Source organism: Pseudomonas sp. Con_6 (assembly GCF_059379395.1).
The window spans coordinates 2,375,778-2,399,394 of sequence record NZ_CM182011.1 but is presented as its reverse complement, the minus strand read 5'-3'; the positions used below and the strand labels follow the sequence as shown (position 1 = coordinate 2,399,394).

General features: G+C 65.5%; 8 protein-coding genes. 3 read left to right on the top strand and 5 right to left on the bottom strand.

The annotated features are described in order from the left end of the window. Nucleotides 1-99: 99 nt before the first annotated feature. The 3 genes from AC5QPF_RS10795 to AC5QPF_RS10785 all read right to left on the bottom strand — a co-directional run bounded on the left by AC5QPF_RS10795 (nucleotide 100) and on the right by AC5QPF_RS10785 (nucleotide 16,818). Nucleotides 100-5,523, bottom strand: coding sequence for an NEL-type E3 ubiquitin ligase domain-containing protein (locus tag AC5QPF_RS10795; RefSeq protein ID WP_494963205.1), 5,424 nt, complete (start codon nucleotides 5,521-5,523; stop codon nucleotides 100-102). A 216-nt stretch (nucleotides 5,524-5,739) separates the two neighbouring features. Further along, the gene (locus AC5QPF_RS10790) at nucleotides 5,740-11,211 is read right to left on the bottom strand and encodes an NEL-type E3 ubiquitin ligase domain-containing protein (RefSeq protein ID WP_494963204.1); all 5,472 of its coding nucleotides are present in this window, start codon (nucleotides 11,209-11,211) and stop codon (nucleotides 5,740-5,742) included. Between the two features lie 171 nt (nucleotides 11,212-11,382). Then, nucleotides 11,383-16,818, bottom strand: coding sequence for an NEL-type E3 ubiquitin ligase domain-containing protein (locus AC5QPF_RS10785; protein WP_494963203.1), 5,436 nt, complete (start codon nucleotides 16,816-16,818; stop codon nucleotides 11,383-11,385). Between the two features lie 277 nt (nucleotides 16,819-17,095). Between AC5QPF_RS10785 and AC5QPF_RS10780 the strand changes: the two genes are divergently transcribed. The 3 genes from AC5QPF_RS10780 (at nucleotide 17,096) to AC5QPF_RS10770 (ending at nucleotide 20,278) form a co-directional block, all read left to right on the top strand. Next, nucleotides 17,096-18,112, top strand: coding sequence for a branched-chain amino acid aminotransferase (locus AC5QPF_RS10780; protein WP_494963202.1), 1,017 nt, complete (start codon nucleotides 17,096-17,098; stop codon nucleotides 18,110-18,112). Nucleotides 18,113-18,240: 128 nt separating this feature from the next. Beyond that, a complete protein-coding gene (locus tag AC5QPF_RS10775; RefSeq protein ID WP_494963201.1) occupies nucleotides 18,241-18,918 on the top strand; it encodes a winged helix-turn-helix domain-containing protein in 678 nt (225 codons plus the stop codon). Further along, complete coding sequence (locus AC5QPF_RS10770; protein ID WP_494963200.1) at nucleotides 18,896-20,278, top strand: ATP-binding protein; 1,383 nt, start codon at nucleotides 18,896-18,898, stop codon at nucleotides 20,276-20,278. The genes AC5QPF_RS10775 and AC5QPF_RS10770 overlap by 23 nt, the downstream gene beginning before the upstream one ends. A gap of 145 nt (nucleotides 20,279-20,423) precedes the next feature. Here AC5QPF_RS10770 and cysS read toward each other — a convergent pair whose 3' ends face one another. Next, a complete protein-coding gene (gene cysS, locus AC5QPF_RS10765) occupies nucleotides 20,424-21,806 on the bottom strand; it encodes a cysteine--tRNA ligase (protein ID WP_494963199.1) in 1,383 nt (460 codons plus the stop codon). Nucleotides 21,807-21,815: 9 nt separating this feature from the next. Then, nucleotides 21,816-23,516, bottom strand: coding sequence for a glutamine--tRNA ligase/YqeY domain fusion protein (locus AC5QPF_RS10760; RefSeq protein WP_494963198.1), 1,701 nt, complete (start codon nucleotides 23,514-23,516; stop codon nucleotides 21,816-21,818). Nucleotides 23,517-23,617: the final 101 nt, after the last annotated feature.

Genomic DNA, 23,617 nt, shown 5'->3' with positions numbered 1-23,617 from the left:
TTCGGATCGGAACTTCGAATCGGAAAAAGCCATATGTACCGCACGCCCGGGCGCTGGCTTGCCGGCGCCCGGGCGGGTTTCACGGGAGGGCCGACGCATCTACCTTTCCAACGATGCCTGACTCAAGGTCAACTGATCGATCAGGGCCTGCTCATCCTCTTTGAACCTCGCCTCCAACGCCTCGATGCGCGCCGCCGATTGCGCGGCGCTTTCGTCGGGATAGTCCTCGGTGGCCTTCAGCACCGCCGCCTCATAGGCTTTTGTGAGCACGTTGAAGCGCGCGGCAAAGGCCTCGCGCAGATAGGCGGTCCAGAACTCGCACTGGCGAGCGAAGGCCAACAACCCGGCGCTACCCTCCTCCCGTTGCAACTGGGCCAGGGCACGATCGAGTTCGCCTGGGGCGATCTCTGCCGCGCCACGGTAAAGCATGGTCCGTGGCGGCAAAGGCAGTTCCAGCTCGGCGGCCCAGCGCAGACGGTACGCCAGGCGCACCTCGGCTTCGTCGCGCCCGGTGCTGTGGTCACGGGCGATGCGGTCCAGGGTCTGGCTGCGGAAGATTCCGCGCATCAGCCGGAACAACGCCGAACCACGATTGCTTTCGGGGATATCACGTAGCGCCTGGCGGGTGTGCACCAGCAATTCCATCTGGTTGAACTCCAGACGAATGCCGTCCGGACAGGTCTCGTGGCTGCTGGCCTGGTGCAGAGGCTCTTCGGCCATGCCGTTGAGGATCAGGCACAGATCGCTGTCGTCCAGCGCTGCGCTCAGCACGCTCCAGACCCGCTGGCGCAACTCGTCACGGGTGACCAGCGAACGGTAGTCGGCAGTCTGTCGCAGACGGTTGACCAGGCCCAGCAACGCGCGGGCGCCATCCTGTTCAAGCAGCATGCCCCAGGTTTGCTGGTGGCGCTCATCTTGCACCCGGTCGCCGGTCTCCCAGTACACTGCGTGGTCAGCAATCGGCTCCGGAGAGCTGTCCTCTGCCCCTTCGCTCTCGGAATCCGAAGAGTGCGGCAGACGCTCCATCGCGGCAATGTCCTCAGGCAGGTCGAGGGTGAAGGAATAGGGCCGATTGACATGTTGCGAACGGTGCGCATCGATCAGGGTTTGCCGGGTCAACGGATTGTTGTGCAGGGAAATCTCGGCCACCCCGGAAAAGGTGCGCCGGTTCGCCAGGATGTCCTCCGGCAACTCGCTGATCTGGTTGTCGTCCAGACAGAGCAGTTCGACACCACCGGGCAACAGGCCGTCGAGCCAGTCGGGCCAGTGAGTCAATTGCATCTCCGCGAGGCCGAGATAGTTCAGAAAGCGGCCGGTGAACATCGACACGTCGGTGATCGTGCCCAGGCGATTGCCGTCCAGCTGCAGCGACGACAGCATCGGCAGGCGTCCGAAGGTATCCATGGCTGCCTGGTCGATGGACATGCCCATGCGGATCAGCGCCAGTTCGCGTAGCCAGGAGAAGCGGATCAGGCACTCGGGCACGGAGGTCAGCGCCGGTGTGCCGCTGATCAGGCTCAGTTCACGCAGTTGCAGGAAACGCCCGAGGAAGTTCGACAGGCTGTCACCGTCCCCGGCGCTGTAGCGTGTCAGGTCGAGGCGGTGCACCCGTTCGGCAAAGAACGCCGGCAGGTTGTCGGGGAACTCCTCCAGCACCAGGTCCTCCAGGCACAGCAGGGCCGTGCCCGGTCCACGCAGGTCCTCGCGCCAGAACGCCAGCAGCACCTTGGCGATACGCTGCCGGTAACCAATGCGGGTGAACGCCACCGCCGGGTCGGCCCAGGAACGCAGGGCCGCCTGAAGGCTGGCGCGCTCGCGCACGTGCTGGGCAAGCATCTGCTCGAGTGGCGGCTCCAGGTCCAGGTCGAAGCTGAAACGCCGGTTGAAATGCTCGGCCAGGCGCATGTCGAGCAAGGACTGGTGACTGAACTGGCTGCCGCGCAGGACAATGCGCTGGGGCCTGGCGACCGCCGTGGTGTCGGACAGAAGTGCAGATGGCACCTCCTGCATCCAGTTGTTCATCAACGACACTTCGCCGATCCGCAGCAGCACCGTGCTGTCCAGCCAGCCCGGCCAGTGCAGCAGGCCGAGCCAGTCAAGGCACAGATGATCGAGGGTCAGGCCATGCAGGGTGGTATCGGGCATGCTCTCGACCCGACTGCCGCGCAGTGACAACCGGCGCAGACGCGGCAATCCGAGCAGTGCACGCAGGTCAAGCTCGCCGAGCCGGCCGCGCAACTCGCGCAGGCCCAGCGCGCGCAGGCGCGGCCAGGCCTGGACAATCATCGGCGCCAGGCCCTGGGTCCATTCGCCGCTGCGAATATCCAGCGCGGTCAGTTCAGGAAAGCATGCGGCCAAGCCCTGCAGGTGAGCCTCGCCGATGACGCGCTGGTGCGCCTCGCCCTCCTCCTGGATCACCTCGTCCAGCAACAGCTCGCGCACCCCTTCGCGCAAGAACGCCGGCAGGTCCGTCGGCAGGTCCACCAGTTGCACCCGCCACAGCGCCAGACGTGGCGTCGGGCGTCCGATCTGCGGCAGCAGACCGTTGCGCCAGTGGCTCCAGAGCGCCTCGCCGATGCGCTCGCGGTTGAGCTGGCGGGTTTCGCTCAGGTGCTGGTTGGCGGACGCCAGCGCCCAGCGGTCGAGACACTGGCGCAGCGCCTGCATTTCTTCGAGCAACGGTTCAAGCAAGGCATCGATGGCCGCGCGATCCAGCCCTTGGGCCAGCAGGACACGGAGGATGCCTTCCGGGTCGTCCAGTTCCAGCACCCGCAACTTGTCCAATAGCTGGTCCTCGGTGAACAGTGGTCCACCGCGACCACTGAGCGGGTAGCCAAGGCGGCCGTCCGCCAGACGCATGGGCGAGCGGAAGCCGGGCGGCTCGGCGGACAAGCCCAGCCAGTCGCGCAACTGCCAGCGCGGAGCCAGGGGTTGGGCCAGCACCCGCTCGCGCAGACTGACGGCGTCGTCGATCCCGAGCGCCACCCGCGCTTCGCCCGGTATGGCCTCGAATACGGCAGCGCACAGCTCCGCCAGGGATTGCCCGCGCCAGACCAGCGGGATTGCCGCAGCGACATCGCTGCCGATCTGCGCCAGCAGCCTGCCCTCGACGTGCCCCTTATGTAGCGCGATACCCACCTCGCGCGACCAGTGCGGCAACCTCTCAAGAGCGTGGAGAAACAGACTGGCGCTGTCTGCGCCGACGCCGAGGTCCAGGTACAGGCCCTCGCAAGCCCGGGCAATGCGCACCTGTTGCTGGTAACGCCGCGCTTCTTCCGCCAGACGCAGTGGCACCCGCCCGTCGAGGGCCAGCTCACGCAGCTCGGCCGGCGTCGCGGCAGCGACGATTTCTTCAAGCAACCCGTTCGGTAACCTGAACGCGCCCTGCAACAACTGTCCCGCGTCCGACAGGTCCGCCTGCCGGGCGCGATAGCGGGTGGCGAAGGTATCGGCATCGAGCAGACCGGCGCTGTCGAGTTGCTCGAACAGGACCAGACGGCTCAACGCGTCGGTCAGCAGCGCCGGCGGGCGCTGGCAGTCCACCAGGGACCGACGCAGTTGGGCCTCGCTGACGCCGCTGATGTCCAGCGCACGTTGCGCCATGTCGGCACTGACCGCAGCCTCGCGCGGGCCCTGGCGACGAAACAGCTGCATGCCATGCCACCGTTCAGGGGTATCGGCTTCGTGCAGCCAGCCGCCGTTGCCATTGGGGCGCACTACAGGTTGGTAGGCAGCGGCGCGTTCAGGATGTTCGAGGCGATAGCCCGGTGCCTCGCCCAGCAGGGTGCGCACCGAGTAATAGCGCCCTTCCAGCTTCAGCCATTGGCGGCCTTGGTAGTCGTAGAGACCGTTGGCTTCCGGTTGCAGATCGGCCGGCAGACGAATGTCATAGGCGAACGGAGTGATGTCCGGTTTCCACAGGCGCACGCTGCCATCGGCCAGGGTGACCGGACGCATGCTGCACACCGCCAGCGGCAGGTTGCCTTCGAAACGCTGTGCCCCGGCGCCGACCACGCCCAGTGCCGCCATGATCGCGAGATTCTCGCCGACATCCATGAAATAGCCCCAGGCCTCCTCCTGCTCGCCCTTGGCCAGGCTGTGGAAGCCTTCGTAGACCTCATGGACCAGCATCCCCGCGTTGACCACCAGCATCACCTCGCCAAGCACCGGGACGACGAAGGCGGCGACATTGAGCAGGTTGAAACCGACGCCGAGGAAATAGTCGATCTTGTCCTGCCGGCTCTTGTGATCCTGGTCCGCCGTGGGCACCGCGTGAAACAGCCCGTCGTCCTTGAGCACGGCGATCTTGCGCTGCAGCAGAGCGTTGAACAGCGGCGTGGCAAGGGCCTGCTCACCCAGACGCAGGCTGGCGTTCGGGTCGTAGCGTTCCTCGTACCAACCGCCGGGGTTCCAGACCTGCGGGTACAGGCTGCGCTGGATCCGCTGCAACAGCTGTTCGCGCTCCCGGGCCGGAACGAAGCGCAGGAACCCGCCGCGCCAGGTCCGCTCCTTGAGACGTTCGCGCAGCGCATCGTGGAAGGCCGTGAGCGAGGCGAAGGCCTGCACGGGCTGCTGCGGCTCATCCGGCATGTACACCACCACGCCGGCGCTGCCAGCGAGGGTGAACAGGACCATGCCATTGAGCGGTACCTCCCACAGTGTCGGCACGCTGCGCCTGTAGTCGGGGCTGGCCTTGCCGCTCTTCGTCACGTCAAGCAGCGTGGCGTAGGTCGCCTGATCGATATGGTCACGCAAGCGGGCCAGGTGCAGGTTGAGACGGAAGGTCGAATACTCGAAGAGCTTGAACCAGACCTGGCGGCTGGCCGCCGCCGTGGCGCTGTCTTCCCCGGCTTGTGGCGCCGGCTCGAACAGCACACGGATCCGTTGCTGGTAACGCCCGCCCAGATCGAGCTGGCGGCACAGCGCGGCGAAGCGTTCTGGCAGCAGCTCCAGCGTCTGCCCCGGATCCATGGGCAGGCCGGTCTCACTGGTGAAGATCGTCGAGGGTCGGCGGTCATCGCGCAGGCCATCGGTCTCGGCCTCGAAGGCCTCGAAGTTCTGCAGGGCGCTGGCCAGCAGCGACTGGGTCGCCACCTTCACCGCTTGAAAGGCCCGGGCTACAGGATCGCGAGCGTTCAGGTGCGATTCGGCGGCGCGGGCGCGCACGGCGTTGAACAGGAAGGTACGGCGCACGTCCAGGTCGAGGCCAAAGGTGTCCTTGATCGCTGCCCGCAACAGCGGCTCGGCGAACGCTTCGGGGCTCGGCAGTTGCTTGAGGACGTCATCCACCGCTTCGGCGTAAAGCGGGTGCTTGCTGTCGTCTTCACGCAGCGCTGCGACGACTGCGGGCAGCCGCGCACGGGCCTCGTCCAGCCAGGGGAGTGGCTGCGGCAGCACCTTGCGCAAGGCCTGGCGGCGTTGTGGGGTGGCGTCCAGCAGCCATTGCGGAACGCGCTGGCTGACGGTGTGGTAATGCGGATCGGGGGGTGTGGAAGTGCTACGGGGAGTATCGGTCGCGGCCATGTTGACGCCCTTTCATCCATGAATCGGGCATTCAGGCTAATGGCGGGTTCCGCTTTAAAAAATGGCAAATTCCTCATGGAATGGTCGGGATTTGGATCGGAAGTTCGAATCGGAAAAAGGGATATGTACCGCACGCTGCCGGGCTGCGCCGTGGCGCAGAGAGCATCGACGCGAACCCGCTTCCGCAGGTTCGCGCCAGTCCCTTGGATCTGCGGATTATCCTGCCGACAACGCCTGACTCACGGTCAGCTCTTCAAGCAACCCCTGCTGCTGCGCCTTGAACTTCGCTTCCAATGCGGCGATGCGCACCGAAGATTGTTCACTGGATTCGTCAGGATGCTGCTCCATGGCGTCGAGCACCGCCGCCTCATAGGCAACCTTGAGTGCATTGAAGCGCTCGGCGAAGGTCTCGCGCAGGTAGGCGGCCCAGAAGTCGCACTGCGCGGCGAAACGCAACAGGCCGACTCCACTCTCCTCCTGCCTCAGCGTGGCCAGGGCACGCTCCAGTTCTCCGGGCACGATATGCGCATCGGTTCGGTACAACATGCTTCGCGGCGGTAGCGGCAGTTGCAGGTCTTGCGCCCAACGCAGGCGGTAGGCCAGGCGAACTTCGGCTTCATCGCGGTCGCGGGCGGCCTCGCGGGCCAGCCGGTCGAGAGTCTGCGCCCGGAAGATCCCGCGCATCAGGCGGAACAGCGCCGGGCCGCGGTTGCCCTCGGGCAGGTTGCGCAAGGCCTGGCGGGTATGGACCTGGAACTCGATCTGGTTGAACTCCAGGCGGATTCCGTCCGGGCAGGTTTCGTGGCGGTCAAGCTGCTGCACCGGCTCCTCGGCCATGCCGTTGAGGGTCAGGCGCAGTTCGGTATCGTCTCCGGCGGCGGCGAGCACGTCCCAGACCCGGTCGATCAGCTCGGTGCGGGTCGCCGTGGAACGATAGTCGGCACTGTGCCGCAGCAGGGCGATCAAGCGCAGTAGCCATTCCGCGTCCCCGTCCTCGGTCAGGGTGGTCCACAACTGCTGGTGACGGGCGTCGCGCCCGGCCTCGCCGGTGGCCCAGGTCTGGACGAAGTTTTCATCCTCCAGGCAGGGATCGCTTTGCCCGTCGCTCTCGTCTTCGGAATCGGACGTGTGTGCCTCCTGCTCCATCTCGATGACGTCGTTGGGCAGGTCCAGGGCGAAGGTGTAGGGCCGGTTGTAGTGCTGCGAGACGAAAGCCTGGATCAGGGTATCGCGGGTCAAGGGGTTGTTGCGTAGCGAGATCTCTACCGCGCCGTCCGGCTGGCGGCGGTTTTCCAGGATGTAGTCCGGCAGGCGGGTGAGCAGGTTGCCGTCCAGCCCGAGCCGTTCGATATTGCTCGGCAACAGTTGATCGAGCCAGGCCGGCCAGGTGGTGATCGCCATCCGCTCCAGGCCGAGATAGCTGAAGGTGCGATGGCGGAACAGCGACATGTCGCTGATCTCACCGAGGCGATTGCCATCCAGTTGCAGGGTCGACAGCAGGGGATTGCGGGCGAAGGCGTGCATTGCCGCCTGATCGATGGTCATGCCCATGTCGACCAGCACCAGTTCGCGCAGTTGCGGCATCTCGACCAGCGCCGCAGGTACTTGAGTCAGCGCCGGGCGGCCATCGGCCAGGGCCAGTTCGTGCAAGCCCGGGAAGCGCCTGACGAAACGCTCCAGTTGCTCGGTACTGCCCTCGAAGCGCACCAGTTCAAGGCGATGCAAGGCCGTGACGACGCCTGTCGGCAGGTTCTCAGGCGTGTCATCGAGGCGCAGTCCCTCCAGGCTGAGCAGGGCAGAACCGGCATTTTGCAGGTGCTCGCGCCAATACAGCATCAGCGTATTGCCAATGCGCTGGCGATAAGCGCGCTGTTCCGCGCTGATCGGCGCGGTAGGCGACGCAGAATCGACCCAGGCCTGGATCGAGGCCTGCAACTGCCTGAACTCGATCAGGCGCTGGTTGAGTTCGGCTTCGGCGCCAGGCAACAAGCTCAGGTCGAAGACGAAGCGACGCCCGAAGCGCTCGGCCAGCCGCAGATCAAGCAGGGCTTGGCGCAGAAAACGGTTGCCGTGCAACGCAATGCGCATCGGCCTGGCCACCGGCGTGACATCGCCGAGGATCGCCTCGGGCAGTTCGCTCAACTGGTTGCCGACCAGCGACAGCTCGCCGATCCGCGCCAGCGCCGCACTGTGCAGCCACTGCGGCCAGGCCAGCAGGCCGAGCCGGTCGAGGCCCAGGTAGTCGAGAGTCAGGCCATCGAGCGCCGACGCCGGCATCTCGTGCAGGATGATCCCGCTCAGCTCGAGACGGCGCAGGCGCGACAGCGTGGCCAGGGCGCGCAGGTCCTGCTGGCCGATGATCGCATTGACACCGTTGAGTCCCAGCGCGGCGAGGCGCGGCCAGACACGGGCGATCATCTGCACCAGGTCCGCGCCCCAGTCGCCGCCGCGGATATCCAGGGAGGCCAGGTTGGGGAAGGCATGAGCGAACGCCTGCAACTGGTTCTCGCCGATGATCTGCTCGTAGGATGCCCCCGTGCGATACACCACATCGTCGAGCAGAATCGCGCGCACCCGCTGGCGCAGGAACTCCGGCAACTGAACAGGCAGGTCCGCCAGTTGCACCTGCACCAGGATCAGCCGCGAGACCGGCTGGCCGAGTTCCGGGAGGATGCTGCGGCGCCAGTATTCCCACAGGGCCAGACCGATGCGCTCGCGGCTGCGCTGGGTGACTTCGTTCGCGGGCAGCTTGGCCGAATCGAGTACCCAGCGGTCCAGGCACGCGCGCAGTTGCAGCATCTCGTCGAGCAGGCCGTCCAGACGCGCGCTGATGGCGGGCCGGTCCAGCCCGCTGCGGTACAGGGCCTGCAAGGCGTCTTCGACGTAAACGTCCTCCAGCTCCAGCAAGCGCAGCTTGTCCAGCAGTTCATCCTCGGTGAAGAACGGGTTGCCGCCGCGACCACTGAGGGGGTGGCCGATACGGCCATCGGCCAGGCGCATGGGCGAGCGGAAGGCCGGTCTGATCGCCTGCATGCCCAGCCATTGGCGCAGGCGCTGACGCGGCACCAGAGGTTGGGCACGAAGCTTGTCGCGCAAGGTTGCAGCATCGATGAGCCCGAGACGCTCGCGGAAGACCCCAGGGATGGCATCAAACAGTGCCTTGCAAAAGCCGCGTGGCAACTGCCCGCGCCAGATCACCGCGACAGCCGGCTCCTGCTCCGGCCCGATCGCGCCGAGCAAGCGCCCATCGAGGCTGCCCTCGTATACCGCCAGGCGCAGTCCGGCCGGCCACTCGGGCAGGGTTTCCAAGGCATGCAGCATCAGCCTGGCGTTGTCGGCGTTGGCCTCGATGTCCATGTACAAGCCTTCGCAGGCCCGGGCAATACGCACCTGCTGCAGATAGATGCGCGCCTCCTCGGCCAGACGCGCCGGCACACTCGCCGTTGCGTCGAGCTCTGCCCGTTCTTGCGCGCTCGCCGCAGCGACGATCTCAGCGACAATACCGTCGGGTAGCTTGAAGCGCTGTCGCAGTTGTTCGCCTGCAGCCGATAGCGGCGGTTGCAGGGCGCGGTATTCGCTGGCGAAGGTGCTGGCATCGAGGGTACCGGCGGCGTCCAGGCGCTCGGCCAGTTCAAGGCGGCGCAGGGTGTCGGTGAGCAGTGCCGGCGGCCGCTGGCAGTCGATCAGGGTCTGACGCAACTGCGCCTCGCTGATCCCGCTGATGCGCAGCGCGCACTTGGCCAGCCCCTCGGAAAGCTGCGCCTCGCGATAGCCCTGGCGGCGAAACAGCTGCATGCCGCTCCAGCGTTCGGGGCTGTCCGCTTCATGCAGCCAGCCGCCATTACCGTTGGGTCGCAAGGTCGGCTCGTAGGCGCCGACCCGCGCCGGATGCTCCAGCCGGTAGCCCTGCGCCTCGCCGAGCAGGGTCCGCACCGAGTAATGGCGCCCCTCCAGTTTCAACCATTGGCGCCCCTGCCAGTCATACAGGCCGTTGCTGTCCGGTTGCAGGTCGGACGGCAGGCGGATGTCGTAGGCGAACGGGGCGATATCCGGTTTCCACAGGCGTACGCTGCCATCGGCCAGGGTCACCGGACGCATGCTGCGCATCACCAGCGGCAACTGGCCGTCGAAACGCTGCCCGGCGCCACCGACCACGCCGAGGGCCGCCATCAGCACCAGGTTTTCGGCGACGTCCATGAAGTAGCCCCAGGCCGCTTCCTGCTCGCCTCTGGACAGGCTGTCGAAGCCTTCATAGACCTCGTAGCCCAACAGTGCCGCGTTGACCGTCAGCATCACCGGCCCAAGCCCAGGAACGACGAACGCGGCGACGTTGAGCAGGTTGAAACCGACGCCGAGGAAGTAGGCAATCTTGTCCTGGGTACTCTTGTGATCCTCGTCCGCCGTCGGCACCGCGTGAAACAGCCCGTCGTCCTTGAGCACGGCGATCTTGCGCTGCAGCAACTGGTTGAGCAGCGGCGCGGCGAAGTCCTCCTTGTTCAGGCGCAGCACGGCATGAGTGTCGTATTGCTCCTCATACCAGCCGCCCGGGTTCCACACCTTCGGGTACAGGCTGAGCTGGAGGCGCCGCAGCAACTGGCTGCGCTCACGGGCGGGCACGAAACGCATGAAGTCATGGCGCCAGGCCGGGTCGCTGAGCCGGTCACGCAGCACATCGTGAAAGGCCTTGATCGAGTCGAACACCTGCAACGGCTGTTTCCCGTCGTCCGGCATGTACACCACCAGTTGCTCTGGCGCGCTATCGACCGCAGTCTGGCGGTAGAACAGGACGATGCCGTTGAGTGGCACATCCCACAGCTTGAGGACACTGCGGTGCAGCCCACCCTGGGCCGGGCCATTCTTTGCGACCAGCAGGAGGTCCTCGTACAAGGTCTGGTCGATCTCGCCACGCAAGCGGGCCAGGTGCAGGTTGAGGCGCAACACCGACTGCTCGAACAACTGGAAGCAGGACTGGCGGTTGATGGCGGCAACCTCGGCGCTTTCCTGCGCCCGTGGTGCCGGGTTGAACACGCTATCGATCAGGCGCTGGTAGCGTCCGCCGAGGTCAAGCGTGCGACACAGGGCAGCGAAGCGTTCCGGTGCCAGATCGATCTCTCGGCTGGGTGCCAGGGCTTGTCCGCTGTCGCTGGCGAAGATCAGCGACGGTCGGCGACCGTCGCGCAAGCCATCCGTTTCCGCCTCCCAGGCCTCGAAGTTCTGCAGTGCGGCGAGGAGCAACGGCTGGGTGGCGGCGTTGACGACCTGGAACGCCTTGACCAGCGGATCGCGGGTAGTGAAATGCGCCACGTCGACCCGTGCCCGGGCGGCATTGAACAGGTAGGTGTGGCGCACGTCGAGGTCAAGACCGAAGCTGCGTTTCAGCGCTTCGCGCAGCAGCGGTTCGGCAAACGCTTCCGGGCTTGGCAACTGTTTGAGGAGATCCTCCATCACCCCGGCATGGAAGGCATGACGCTGCTGCTCGTCATGCCAGGCTGCGAGTACCTCTGGCATGCGGGTCCTGGCTTCGGCCAGCCACGGAGTCGCTTGCGGGCGCTGCTCGCGCAGGGCCTGGCGCTGCTGGGCCGGCGCCTTCAACAGCCATTGCGGGACGCGCTGGCTGACGATCTGGTAATGGATATCCGCAGCCGTGGAGGCCGGTACGGATGGTTCGACAGCGGGTGTTGCAGCCATGATGAAGCCCTCTCGTCCATGATTCGGGCGTTCAGGCTAGTGGCGCGATTGTGTATTTAAAATGGCAAATTCCTCATGGAACCCGCAGGATTCCGATCAGAACTTCGAACCTGAAAAAGGCATATGTACCACCTGCCGACGCCGGGGCATGAAGCCCCGGCGCGCAGCTGTTCAGATGATCGAGTGGGACTGTTCGAGGGTCAGGTGCTCAAGCAGGGCCTGTTCGTCCTGGCGGAATTTCTCCTCCAGTGCACCAATGCGTGCCGCCATCTGCTCGGGGCTGTCGTCCGCCGGGCCCTCCATGGCGCCAAGCACCGCCGCCTCGTAGGCCTCCCTGAGCGGCGCGAAGCGCGTGGCGAAGGTCTCGCGCAGGTAAGCGACCCAGAAGTCGCAGTGCGCGGCGAAGCTCAATAACGCCTGCCCCGCTTCCTCACGCTGCACCTGGCTAAAGGCCTGGTCGAGCTCGCCGGGCGCGATGTTGGCGACCCCGCGGTAAAGCATGCCACGGGGGGGCACCGGCAACTGCAGCTCGCTGCCGCGGCCAAGGCGATAGGCCAGCCGCACCTCGGCTTCATCACGGCCCTTGGCATTGTCACGGGCAATACGGTCGAGCGCCTGCGCCCGAAACGCACCACGCATCAGGCGGAACAGCGCCGGCCCGCGATTGTCTTCGGTGATTTCGCGCAGCGCCTGGCGCATATGCACCTTGAATTCCATCTGGTTGAACTCCAGGCGGATACCATCCGGACAGGTCTCGTTGCTCTGCAACTGGCGCAGGGGTTCCTCGGCCATGGCATTGAGGATCAGGCGCAGTTCTCCGTCCTCCCCCGCCGCCCCGAGCAAACTCCAGACCCGCTGCACCAGTTCGGCACGGGTGATCAGCGAGCGGTAGTCAGCACTGTAGCGCAGGCGCGTCACCAGCCCGAGCAAGGCCTCGCTGTCGCCCTGATGCTGCAGGCGGGCCCAGAGCTCGCGATTGACTGCATCGGCCTGGGCCTGACCAGTCTGCCACAGTGCCAACGGATCCCCGTTCGCCAGCGGCAGGTCATCCACATCATCGGCGTCCATTTCGGAGTCGGAGTCGGAACTGTGCGCGTCGGCCCCCAGGTTGGCGATCTCCTCGGGAAGATCGAGGTCGAAGGAAAACGGACGGTTGAAGTATTGCGAGGTGTAGGCGCGAGCGAGGATATCGTAGGGCAGCGGATTGTCGCGCAACGAGATCTCCGTCACCCCGTCGAGGGTGCGCCGGTTGCGCAGAAGCCGCTCCGGCAGCGTGACGAGCCGGTTGCCGGAAAGGTCCAGGTATTCGATGCCGCCCGGAACCATCTCGTCGAGCCAGGCCGGCCAGGTGCCGATGTTCATTCGCGCCAGGCCGAGGTGGGCGAAAAAATGCTGGCCGAACATCGACACGTCGCTGATGTCGCCGAGGCGGTTGCCGTTCACCACCAGCACATTGAGCGCAGGCAGTCTGGCGAAGGCCTCCATGGCCGCCTGGTCGATGGTCAGCCCCAGCCCCACCAGGGCCAGTTCGTTCAGAGCGCGATAGTCGTCGAGGAACCCGGGCAGCGTACCCAGTGCCGGCTGGCTATCGCACAGCACCAGTTCACTCAGGCGCGGGAAGCGCCTCACGAAACGCTCCAGGCTTGCGGCATTGCCACTGAATCGCTCCAGACTCAGGCGACACACGCGTTCGATCAAGGTACCGGGCAGGATCTCGGGAACATCATCGAGATTGACCTCGGTCAGGGACAGCCAGGGTGTGCTCTCCGGGTTCAGGCTTTCACGCCAGCAATCCAGCAGCGTCCGGGCGATACGCAAGCGGTAAGCCTGCTGCTCCGGCGTCGGCCCCCCCGCGTCGATCCAGTCGCCCAGCGAGCGGTTAAACTGGCGGCGCTCCGTGATCCAGGCTTGCAATGACTCCTCAAGCATCAGACTCGGCTCCAGATCGAAGCTGAAACGCTGACGGAACAGCTCGGCCACCCGCAGATCGAACAGCGCCAACAGGGTAAAGCGATTGCCGCTCAAGGCGACGCGTACGCGCCGGGCAGGCACATCGGTGCTGTCGAGCAGGCTGGCGGGCAGTTCGCTCAGGCGATTGTTCTGCAACGACAGCTCACCTATCCGCCCCAGCGCCGCCTCATTCAGCCACTGTGGCCAGATGGACAGGTCGAGCCAGTTCAGACCGAGGAAGTCCAGGGTCATGCCATCCAGCACGCTGTCGGGCAGCTCGCCCACCCGCATGCCCGCGAGGTCGAGCCAGCGCAGCCGTGGCAACCCGGCCAGGGCCCGGAGATCGTGCCCTTCGAGCACCACCTCAGGCACATGCAGACCGAGACTGGCAAGACGCGGCCAAGCCTGCACGATCATCGTCGTCAGACCCGGCCCCCACTGCCCGGCGCGAATGTCCAGGGCGCTGACGTTGGGGAACTGTCGGGCGAACGCCAGCATGCCCGGCTGATCGATGAACGACTCGCCACCCGCGGCGTCCTGCAGCATCACATCGTTAAGCAGCACCGAACGCACCCGCTCGCGGAAAAACTCCGGTAACGCGGCAGGCAGGTCCTGCAACTGCACCTGCCACAATTCAAGGCGAGCGGGCGGGCGACCGTAGTCCGCCAGGATGCTGCTGCGCCAGTAACGCCACAGGGCCTGTTCCACGTGCTCGCGGCTGCGTTGTCGGGACTCGCTGAGGCTTTCGCTGGCAACGTCCGCCTGCCAGTGTTCCAGGTGCTCGCGCAATTGCCTCATTTCGTCCAGCAAGCCATCCAGGCGAGCATTGATCGTGACCCGGTCCAGCCCGCTGCCATCCAGCACCTGCAACGCGTCCTCGGCATGGATGCTGTCCAGTTCCAGCAGGCGCAGCTTGTCCAGCAGCTCGTCCTCACTGAGAAACGGGTTGCCGCCCCGACCGCTGAGAGGGTGACCGATACGCCCATCGGCCAGGCGCATCGGTGAGCGGAAAGCCGGTTTCTGCGCTTGCAGGCCGAGCCATTGACGCAGGCGCTGGCGCGGCGGCAATGCCTGTGCCCGCAAGCGTTCGCGCAGGCTGGCGGCATCGCTGAGTCCAAGGCGCGTGCGGGTGGTGTCGGCAAGGGCGGCGAACAGTTCCGTGCAGAACGCACCCGGCAGCTGTCCCCGCCAGTGCAACGCCACTTCCGCCTCTGCCAGCGGACCGATGCTCGCCAGCAGGCGGCCACCGAGGCGTCCGTCATACAGGGCAACACGCAGGCTGGTCGGCCAGCCAGGCAACTGCCCCAACTGATGCAGGAGCAGGCAGGCGCTGTCGGGGTTGGCCTCGAGGTCGAGGTAGAGTCCTTCGCAGGCCCGGGCCATACGCACCTGCTGCTGATACAGCCGCGCCTCTTCTGCCAGACGCAGCGGCACCCGGGCACTGCCGGTCATCTGCGCACGCTCCTCGGCCGTGGCCGCAGCGACGATCTCCTCGGCCACGCCGCCAGGCAGCGTGAAGTGTCGGGCCAGCAAACGCCCGCACGGTGACAGCTCAGGCTGCGCGGCGCGGTAGGCCGTGGCGAAGGCACCACGGGCCAGGGCGTCCTCGGCCAGCAGCAAACGGCGCAGGGTGTCGCTGAGCAGCGCCGGCGGCCGGCGCCGCTGAACCAGGGTCTGGCGCAATTGGCTCTCGCTGACGCCGCTGATACGCAGCGCACGCTGCGCCAAATCTGCGGTTAGATTGGCCTGGCTGTGACCGAGCCGCTCGAACAGCTCCAGACCGCGCCAGTGCTGTGGCGTGTCCAGTTCATGCAGCCAGCCCCCCTCGCCATCGTGGCTGAGTGCCGGTTCGTAGGCGCCGGGCCGCGTCGGGTGCTCGAGGCAATATCCCGGCGCCTCACCCAGCAGGGTGCGTACCGAATAGAACTGCCCGTCCAGCTTCAACCATTGGCGTCCCTCGTGGGCGTACAGCCCGTTCGCCCCCGGGCGCATCCCTTGGGGCAGACGAATGTCGTAAGCGAAAGGCGCCAGGTCCGGCTTCCACAGGCGAACGCTGCCATCGGCCAGCTTCACCGGACGCATACCACGCACCGCCAGCGGCAGATCGCCGGCAAAGCGCTGTGCCGCCGCTCCGAGGGAGCCCAACGCGGCGATCAGTGCCAGATTCTCACCGACATCAAGGAAGTAACCCCAAGCCGCATCACGCTCGTCCTGGGCGAGGCTGTCGAAGCCCTCGTAGACGTCATAGCCGAGCAGCGCCGCGTTGACCGCCAGCATCACCTCGCCCAGGCCCGGTACGACGAACGCCGCGAGGTTGCCGACATTGAAGGCAACGCCCAGGTAGTAGGCGATCTTGTCCTCGGCTGACTTGTGGTCCTGTACCGCCGTGGGCACGGCGTGGAACAGCCCGTCGTCCTTGAGCACAGTCCGCCTGCGCTGCAACAGCGCGTTGAACAGCGGCACGCCGAACGTCTGCAATTCCAGGCGCAGCACGGCCTTGTCGTCGAAGCGTTCCTCGTACCAGCCGCCAGGGTTCCAGACCTTGGGGAACAGCGTGTGTTGAATGCGCCGCAACAGTGGGGCGCGCTCGCGCGCCGGGACGAAGCGCATGAACCAGGTGCGCCAGGTGGCCTCCTTGAGCCGCTGGCGCATCGAGGCGTGGAAAGCCTGCAGTGAGTCGAACGCCTGCAGCGGCTGGCTGGCCTCGCCTGGCATGTACACCACGACCCGCCTTTCGCCTGCGACCGCCTCGGGCCGAGAGAACAGGACAATGCCATTCAGCTCCACCTCCCACAGCGTCAGCAGGCTGCGCTCCAGGCGCGCGCTGGCCCGGCCGTTCCTGCTCTGTTCCAGCAGGTCTTCATAGAGGTCCTGGGCGATGCCGCCGCGCAGGCGGGCCAGGTGCAGTTCGAGGCGCAACCGCGACTGCTCGTACAGGATGAACCAGGCCTGACGATTGGCGGCTGCGGCAGCGGGACTTTCCTGCGCCTGAGGCGGCGGGTCGAACAGGCCGTCGATCAGACGCTGATACTGGCCGCCCAGGTCCAGCTCGCGGCATAGCGCGGCAAAGTCTTGCGCGCGCAGCTCGACCTCGCGCCGAGGATCCAACGCCTGCCCGCTGTCGCTGTGAAAGATCATCGCGACACGCCGGCCGTCGTCCATGCCATGCGCCTCGGCCTCGAAGGCCTCGAAATTCTGCAGGGCGGCCGTGAGCAGCGACTGGGTCGCGGCTTTCACCACCTCGAACGCGCGCACCGCCGGGTCGCCCTGTTCCAGGCGCGACTCAGCCAAGCGCGCGCGGGCGGCGTTGAACAGGTGCACACGGCGGACATCCAGGTCGAGGCCGAGGCGAGTGTTCAGCGCCTCGCGCAACAGCGGCTCGGCGAACGCCTCGACCGCTGGCAGTTGCTCGAGGATGCCGGCCAGGGCCGTGGCATAACGCTGGTGACGCTGGTACTCGTCTCGCCAGGCCTGCACCACCTCGGGCAGTCTGGCGCTGGCCGCGGCCAGCCAGGGCAGCGGCGCCGGCAACCCGGCACGCAGGGCCTGGCGCTGCGACGCCGGCGCCTCCGTCAACCAGCGCGGTACCCGCTGACTGACGGTCTGGTAGTGGATATCGGTTTCGTCGGGGGTGCTTCCAGGTTCTTGCGCGGTCATGCCGGGTACCTCTCGTCCGTGATCGGGAGGCTCAGGCTAATGGCGGGACCTGGCTTAAAAAATGGCAAATTCCTCATGGAACAGGCAGGACTTCGATCAGAACTTCGAACCTGAAAAAGCCCTATGTACCACCACCTGGTACAAACGGACGACGAGATGTACCGGCGAATCTGCCGACAGGCTTTTCCGATCCGTACGGGATGTATTATCGTGGCCCTCTTGCGCGCACTGCGCGGCCTGTAGCGAACAGGCGAATGCCAAACCGATCGAGGGTGTCATGAGTAACGAAATCAACTGGGACAAGCTGGGCTTCGACTACATCAAGACCGACAAGCGCTACCTTTCGGTATGGCGCAACGGCGAGTGGGACGCGGGCACCCTGACCGAAGACAACGTCCTGCACATCAGCGAAGGCTCCACTGCCCTGCACTACGGCCAGCAGTGCTTCGAAGGCCTCAAGGCCTACCGTTGCAAGGACGGCTCGATCAACCTGTTCCGCCCCGACCAGAACGCCGCGCGCATGGCCCGCAGCTGTGCCCGCCTGCTGATGCCGCAAGTGCCGACCGACGTTTTCGTCGAGGCCTGCAAACAAGTGGTCAAGGCCAACGAGCGCTTCGTTCCGCCACACGGCAAAGGTGCCCTGTACCTGCGCCCGTTCGTCATCGGCACCGGTGACAACATCGGCGTGCGCACCGCGCCGGAGTTCATCTTCTCGATCTTCGCCATCCCGGTCGGCTCGTACTTCAAGGGCGGCATGACCCCGCACAACTTCATCATTTCCGACTACGACCGCGCCGCCCCGCAAGGCACCGGCGCCGCCAAGGTCGGCGGCAACTACGCGGCCAGCCTGATGCCGGGCTACGACGCCAAGAAAGCCGGCTTCGCCGACGCCATCTACCTTGATCCGCTGACCCACAGCAAGATCGAGGAAGTCGGTTCGGCCAACTTCTTCGGCATCACCGCCGACAACGAATTCATCACCCCGAAATCCGCTTCCGTGCTGCCAGGCATCACCCGCCTGTCGCTGATGGAACTGGCCGCCTCGCGCCTGGGCCTGAACGTGATCGAAGGCGACGTGCTGATCGGCGAGATCGGCAAGTTCAAGGAAGCCGGTGCCTGCGGTACTGCCGCGGTGATCACTCCGATCGGCGGCATCCAGTACAACGGCAAGCTGCACGTGTTCCACAGCGAAACCGAAGTCGGCCCGGTCACCCAGAAGCTGTATGCCGAACTGACCGGCATCCAGAGCGGTGACGTCGAAGCGCCTGCTGGCTGGATCGTCAAGGTCGCCTGATCTGCCCTCCCCCCGTCGCGGGGCGTGCCAGCCCCGCGACCTTCCGTCTCCTTTCATGAATTTCCTTTAACCCGGGCGTTGCCTATTCTTTGGCACAATCAAATCCTCAATCCCGCCCAGGTAAAAGCATGCGCGTACTGACTATCGAAGACGATGCCGTCACCGGCCAGGAAATCGTCGCCGAACTTTCCAGCCATGGCCTCGACGTCGACTGGGTCGACAACGGCCGCGAAGGCCTGGCCCGCGCCATCGCCGGGGGCTACGACCTGATCACCGTCGACCGCATGCTGCCGGAAGTCGACGGCCTGACCATCGTCACCACCCTGCGCAACCTCAAGATCGCCACGCCGATCCTGATGATCAGCGCCCTCTCCGACGTCGACGAACGTGTCCGCGGCCTGCGTGCCGGCGGCGACGACTACCTGACCAAGCCCTTCGCCTCCGACGAGATGGCCGCCCGGGTCGAAGTGCTGCTGCGTCGCCACAGCGTGCCGCTGACCCAGACCCGCCTGCAGGTGGCCGACCTGGAGCTGGACCTGATCAGCCACGAGGCCCGGCGCGGCGAGCAAACCCTCAACCTGCTGCCTACCGAGTACAAGCTCCTGGAATTCCTCATGCGTCACGCCGGCCAGGTGATCACCCGGATGATGATCTTCGAGGAAGTCTGGGGTTATCACTTCGACCCGGGCACCAATCTGATCGATGTGCATATCGGCCGCCTGCGCAAGAAAATCGATGCGCCCGGCCAGACGCCGCTGATTCGCACCGTGCGAGGCTCCGGCTATGCCATTGCCGAACCCGCATAAGGGCTGGAGTTCGTCCACCAGCCGTTTGCTGGCGCTGTACAGTTTTCTGTTCGTGGCCTGGAGCAGCATCCTCATGGGGGTGCTCTACCTGGAGGTGTCCAGCTATCTGAACAAGCTCACCCGCCATTCCCTGATGCAGCGCCAGCACCTGTTCGTGCACATGAGCGGCAAGCAGCTGGACGACGCGCTGATCGCCAGCCAGACCTTCGAGGAGCGCAGCTTCGACGCCTACGGGTTGTTCGATGCGCAGTTCAACCCGCTGGGTGGGCAGATCCGCCAGATGCCCGCGGGCCTTGGCCTGGACGGACGCATCCATGAGCTGAAACGCTGCCTCGACGCCGACGATCCAAGGATGCCGGCGGACAGCTGCGACGGCGTGGCACTGAAGGTGCCGGACGGGCGCTGGCTGGTGCTGGTGCGCGACAACGGCTCGCTGTTCGTGGTCACCCGGATCATTCTTCACGCCCTGCTTTGGGGCCTGTCGCTGACCATCATTCCCGGCATCGCCGGCTGGTACTGGCTGCGCCGGCGGCCGCTGAAGCGCATCCGTGCGATCCAGGCCACCGCCGAGCAGATCGTCGCCGGCGACCTGACCCGACGCCTGCCGCTGTCGCAACGGCGTGATGAACTGGACATGCTCGCGGCCATCGTCAACGCCATGCTCGACCGTATCGAGCGCCTGATGCACGAGGTCAAGGGCGTGTGCGACAACATCGCCCATGACTTGCGTACCCCCCTCACCCGCCTGCGCGCGCAGCTGTACCGGATTCGCCAGCAGGCGGGGGACGACGCCCCGCAGGCCGAGGCAATGGAACAGGCGATCGCCGAGACCGACACCCTGATGGCACGTTTCCGCGGGCTGCTGCGCATCAGTGAGCTGGAAGATCGCCAGCGCCGGGCCGGATTCGTCGAGCTGCAGCCGCAGGAAATCCTGGTAGAACTGCATGACTTCTACCTGCCGCTGGCCGAGGATGGCGAGATTGCCTTGAGCCTGGAGGTGGAGGAACCACTACCGAAGGTGTTCGGCGACCATGAACTGCTGTTCGAGGCACTGGCCAACCTGGTAGGCAACGCGATCAAGTTCACGCCAGCGGGAGGGCAGGTGCGCATTTCGGCCGTGACCGATGCGGATGGCTTGCAGATCGCCGTGGAGGACAGTGGGCCGGGGATTCCGGCAGAAGAACGCGAGACGGTGTTGAAGCGCTTCTATCGCAGCGAGGAAGGGCACAAGCACGCGGGGTTCGGGCTGGGGTTGTCGATCGTTGCGGCGATCGTCGATCTGCATGGGTTCGGGCTGGAGGTGGGGGAAAGCGAGCTGGGTGGGGCCCGGCTGGTGGTGCATTGCAGGGGGCAAGTGTGAAAGGCTGATGGCCTCATCGCGGGCAACGCCCGCTCCCACAAGGTTCTGCGGTGTACCTGCAAGGGCCCTTACAGACCCCATAAGGACCACACCCTGTGGGAGCGGGCGTTGCCCGCGATGACGCTCTTAAGGGTACTGCAAGACCTCAGTCAGCCAGACGCCAGGTGGTCTCGCCCTTCTTGTCTTCCAGCACCACGCCCATGGCCGTGATCTGATCGCGAATGCGGTCGGACTCGGCCCAGTTCTTCTCGGCCCGCGCCTGCAGGCGCGCCTGGATCAGGGCTTCGACTTCAGCCGCATCGACCTTGCCTTCTGCCCCTGCACGCAGGAAATCATCAGCCTCCAGCTGCAGCACACCCAGCAGATCACCCAGCTCACGCAGACGCCCAGCCAGACCCGCCGCCGCCTGCACATCGCTGTCACGCAGACGGTTGATCTCGCGCACCAGGTCGAACAGCACGGCACAGGCTTCCGGCGTGCCGAAGTCGTCGTTCATCGCCGCGGCAAAACGCTCGACGAATTCCTCGCCACCCTGCGGCGCCACCCGTGGCAGACCGCGCAGCGCGTGGTAGAAACGCTCCAGGGCGCCCTTGGCATCGCGCAGGCTGTCCTCGGAGTAGTTGATCGCGCTGCGGTAGTGGCTCGACACCAGCAGGTAGCGCACTACCTCCGGGTGGTACTTGTCGAGCACGTCGCGGATGGTGAAGAAGTTGTTCAGCGACTTCGACATCTTCTCGCCGTTGATCCGGATCATCCCGCAGTGCATCCACGAATTGGCGTACTGCTTGCCGGTGGCGGCCTCGCTCTGGGCGATCTCGTTCTCGTGGTGCGGGAATTCCAGGTCGCTGCCGCCACCGTGGATGTCGAAGCTCTCGCCCAGGCAGCAGGTGGACATCACCGAGCACTCGATGTGCCAGCCCGGACGGCCCGGCCCCCATGGCGACTCCCAGCTCGGCTCGCCCGGCTTGACGCCTTTCCACAAGACGAAGTCCAGCGGGTCCTGCTTGGCCTCGTCCACCTCGATGCGCGCTCCAATGCGCAGGTCTTCGATCTTCTTGCGCGACAGCTTGCCGTAGCCGACGAACTTGCCGACGCGGTAGTACACGTCGCCGTTGCCCGGGGCATAAGCGTAGCCCTTGTCGATCAGGGTCTGGATCATCGCGTGCATGCCGGGGATATGGTCGGTGGCACGCGGTTCCAGGTCCGGCTTGAGGATGTTCAGGCGGCGCTCGTCCTCGTGCATCGCGTCGATCATGCGCGCGGTCAGGGCGTCGAAGGCTTCGCCGTTCTCGTTGGCACGGTTGATGATCTTGTCGTCGATGTCGGTGATGTTGCGCACGTAGGTCAGGTCGTAGCCGCTATAGCGCAGCCAGCGGGTGACCAGGTCGAAGGCGACCATGCTGCGGCCATGGCCCAGGTGGCAGTAGTCGTACACGGTCATGCCGCAGACGTACATGCGCACCTTGTTGCCTTCCAGCGGCTTGAAGGTTTCCTTGGTCTTGCTCAGGGTGTTGTAGATGGTAAGCACGAAATTTCCTCAGCTGCCCCAGGAGTCACGCAGGGACACGGTGCGGTTGAATACCGGATGGCCTGGACGGGAATCTTTCAGGTCGGCGCAGAAGTAGCCTTCGCGCTCGAACTGGAAGCGGTCCTCTGGCTGGGCGTTGCCCAGCGATGGCTCGGCACGACAACCACGCAGCACCTGCAGCGAATCAGGGTTGATGTTGTCGAGGAAGGTGCCGCCCTCTTCGGCTTTTTCCGGATTCGCCGCCTTGAACAGGCGGTCGTACAGGCGCACTTCGCACTCGACGCTGCCTTCGGCCGGGACCCAGTGGATCACGCCCTTGACCTTGCGGCCCTCGGGGTTCTTGCCCAGGGTGTCCGGGTCGTAGGAGCAGCGCAGCTCGACGATGTTGCCGTCGGCGTCCTTGATCGCCTCGTCGGCGCGGATCACGTAGCTGCCGCGCAGGCGCACTTCACCGGCAGGCTCCAGGCGCTTGTAGCCCTTGGGCGGCTCTTCCATGAAGTCGTCGCGGTCGATGTACAGCTCGCGGGCGAACGGCAGGACGCGCACGCCCATGTCTTCCTTCGGGTGGCGCGGCAGTTCGAGCTGCTCGACCTGGCCTTCCGGGTAGTTGGTGATCACCACCTTCAGCGGACGCAGCACGCACATGGCGCGCGGGGCGGTGCGGTCGAGGTCGTCGCGGATGCTGAATTCGAGCATGGACATGTCGACCACGCCGTCGGAACGGTTGGTGCCGATCATCTCGCAGAAGTTGCGGATCGACGCCGGGGTGTAGCCGCGACGACGGAAGCCGGACAGGGTCGACATGCGCGGGTCGTCCCAGCCTTCCACGTGCTTTTCATCGACCAACTGCTTGAGCTTGCGCTTGCTGGTGATGGTGTAGTTCAGGTTGAGGCGGCTGAACTCGTACTGGCGCGGCTTGGCCGGCACCGGCAGGTGCTCGAGGAACCACTCGTACAGCGGACGATGGCCTTCGAACTCCAGGGTGCAGATGGAGTGGGTGATGCCTTCGATGGCATCCGACTGGCCGTGGGTGAAGTCGTAGTTCGGGTAGATGCACCACTTGTCACCGGTCTGGTGGTGGTGGGCATGACGGATGCGGTAGAGGATCGGGTCGCGCAGGTTCATGTTCGGCGAGGCCATGTCGATCTTCGCCCGCAGCACGCGCTCGCCGTCCTTGAACTCGCCGGCCTTCATGCGGGCGAACAGGTCGAGGTTTTCCTCGACGCTGCGCTCGCGGAACGGGCTGTTCCTGCCTGGCTCGGTCAGGTTGCCGCGGTATTCCTTGGCCTGCTCCGGGGTCAGGTCGCAGACGTAGGCATTGCCCGACTTGATCAGGTCCACGGCCCAGTCATGCAACTGGTCGAAGTATTCCGAGGCGTAGCGCACCGGGCCGGTCCACTGGAAACCGAGCCACTTGACGTCTTCCTGGATGGCGTCGATGTACTCCTGGTCCTCTTTGGCCGGGTTGGTGTCATCGAAGCGCAGGTGGCAGGCACCGCCGAATTCCTGGGCCAGGCCGAAGTTCACGCAGATCGACTTGGCGTGGCCGATGTGCAGGTAACCGTTGGGCTCCGGGGGGAAACGGGTGACGATGCTGCTGTGCTTGCCGGCGTCCAGGTCGGCCTGCACGATCGGGCGCAGGAAGTTGACGGGGACGGCAGGCGCCCCTTTGGCGGCATTGGGAGCGGTGTCGGCGGTGGGCTTGCTCATAGGATCCTTGGAATTCCGGTGTGCGGCGCGGGTAGGCCGCGTGAAACAAAGCGCTTATCATAGCCGAAGCCGTCGCGCCGCCGACAGCACCGCGCCGACAA

Coding starts and splice junctions, on each gene's coding strand:
- AC5QPF_RS10795 (WP_494963205.1), bottom strand. CDS start 5,523: ATGGCCGCGACCGATACTCCCCGTAGCACTTCCACACCCCCCGATCCG.
- AC5QPF_RS10790 (WP_494963204.1), bottom strand. CDS start 11,211: ATGGCTGCAACACCCGCTGTCGAACCATCCGTACCGGCCTCCACGGCT.
- AC5QPF_RS10785 (WP_494963203.1), bottom strand. CDS start 16,818: ATGACCGCGCAAGAACCTGGAAGCACCCCCGACGAAACCGATATCCAC.
- AC5QPF_RS10780 (WP_494963202.1), top strand. CDS start 17,096: ATGAGTAACGAAATCAACTGGGACAAGCTGGGCTTCGACTACATCAAG.
- AC5QPF_RS10775 (WP_494963201.1), top strand. CDS start 18,241: ATGCGCGTACTGACTATCGAAGACGATGCCGTCACCGGCCAGGAAATC.
- AC5QPF_RS10770 (WP_494963200.1), top strand. CDS start 18,896: ATGCCATTGCCGAACCCGCATAAGGGCTGGAGTTCGTCCACCAGCCGT.
- AC5QPF_RS10760 (WP_494963198.1), bottom strand. CDS start 23,516: ATGAGCAAGCCCACCGCCGACACCGCTCCCAATGCCGCCAAAGGGGCG.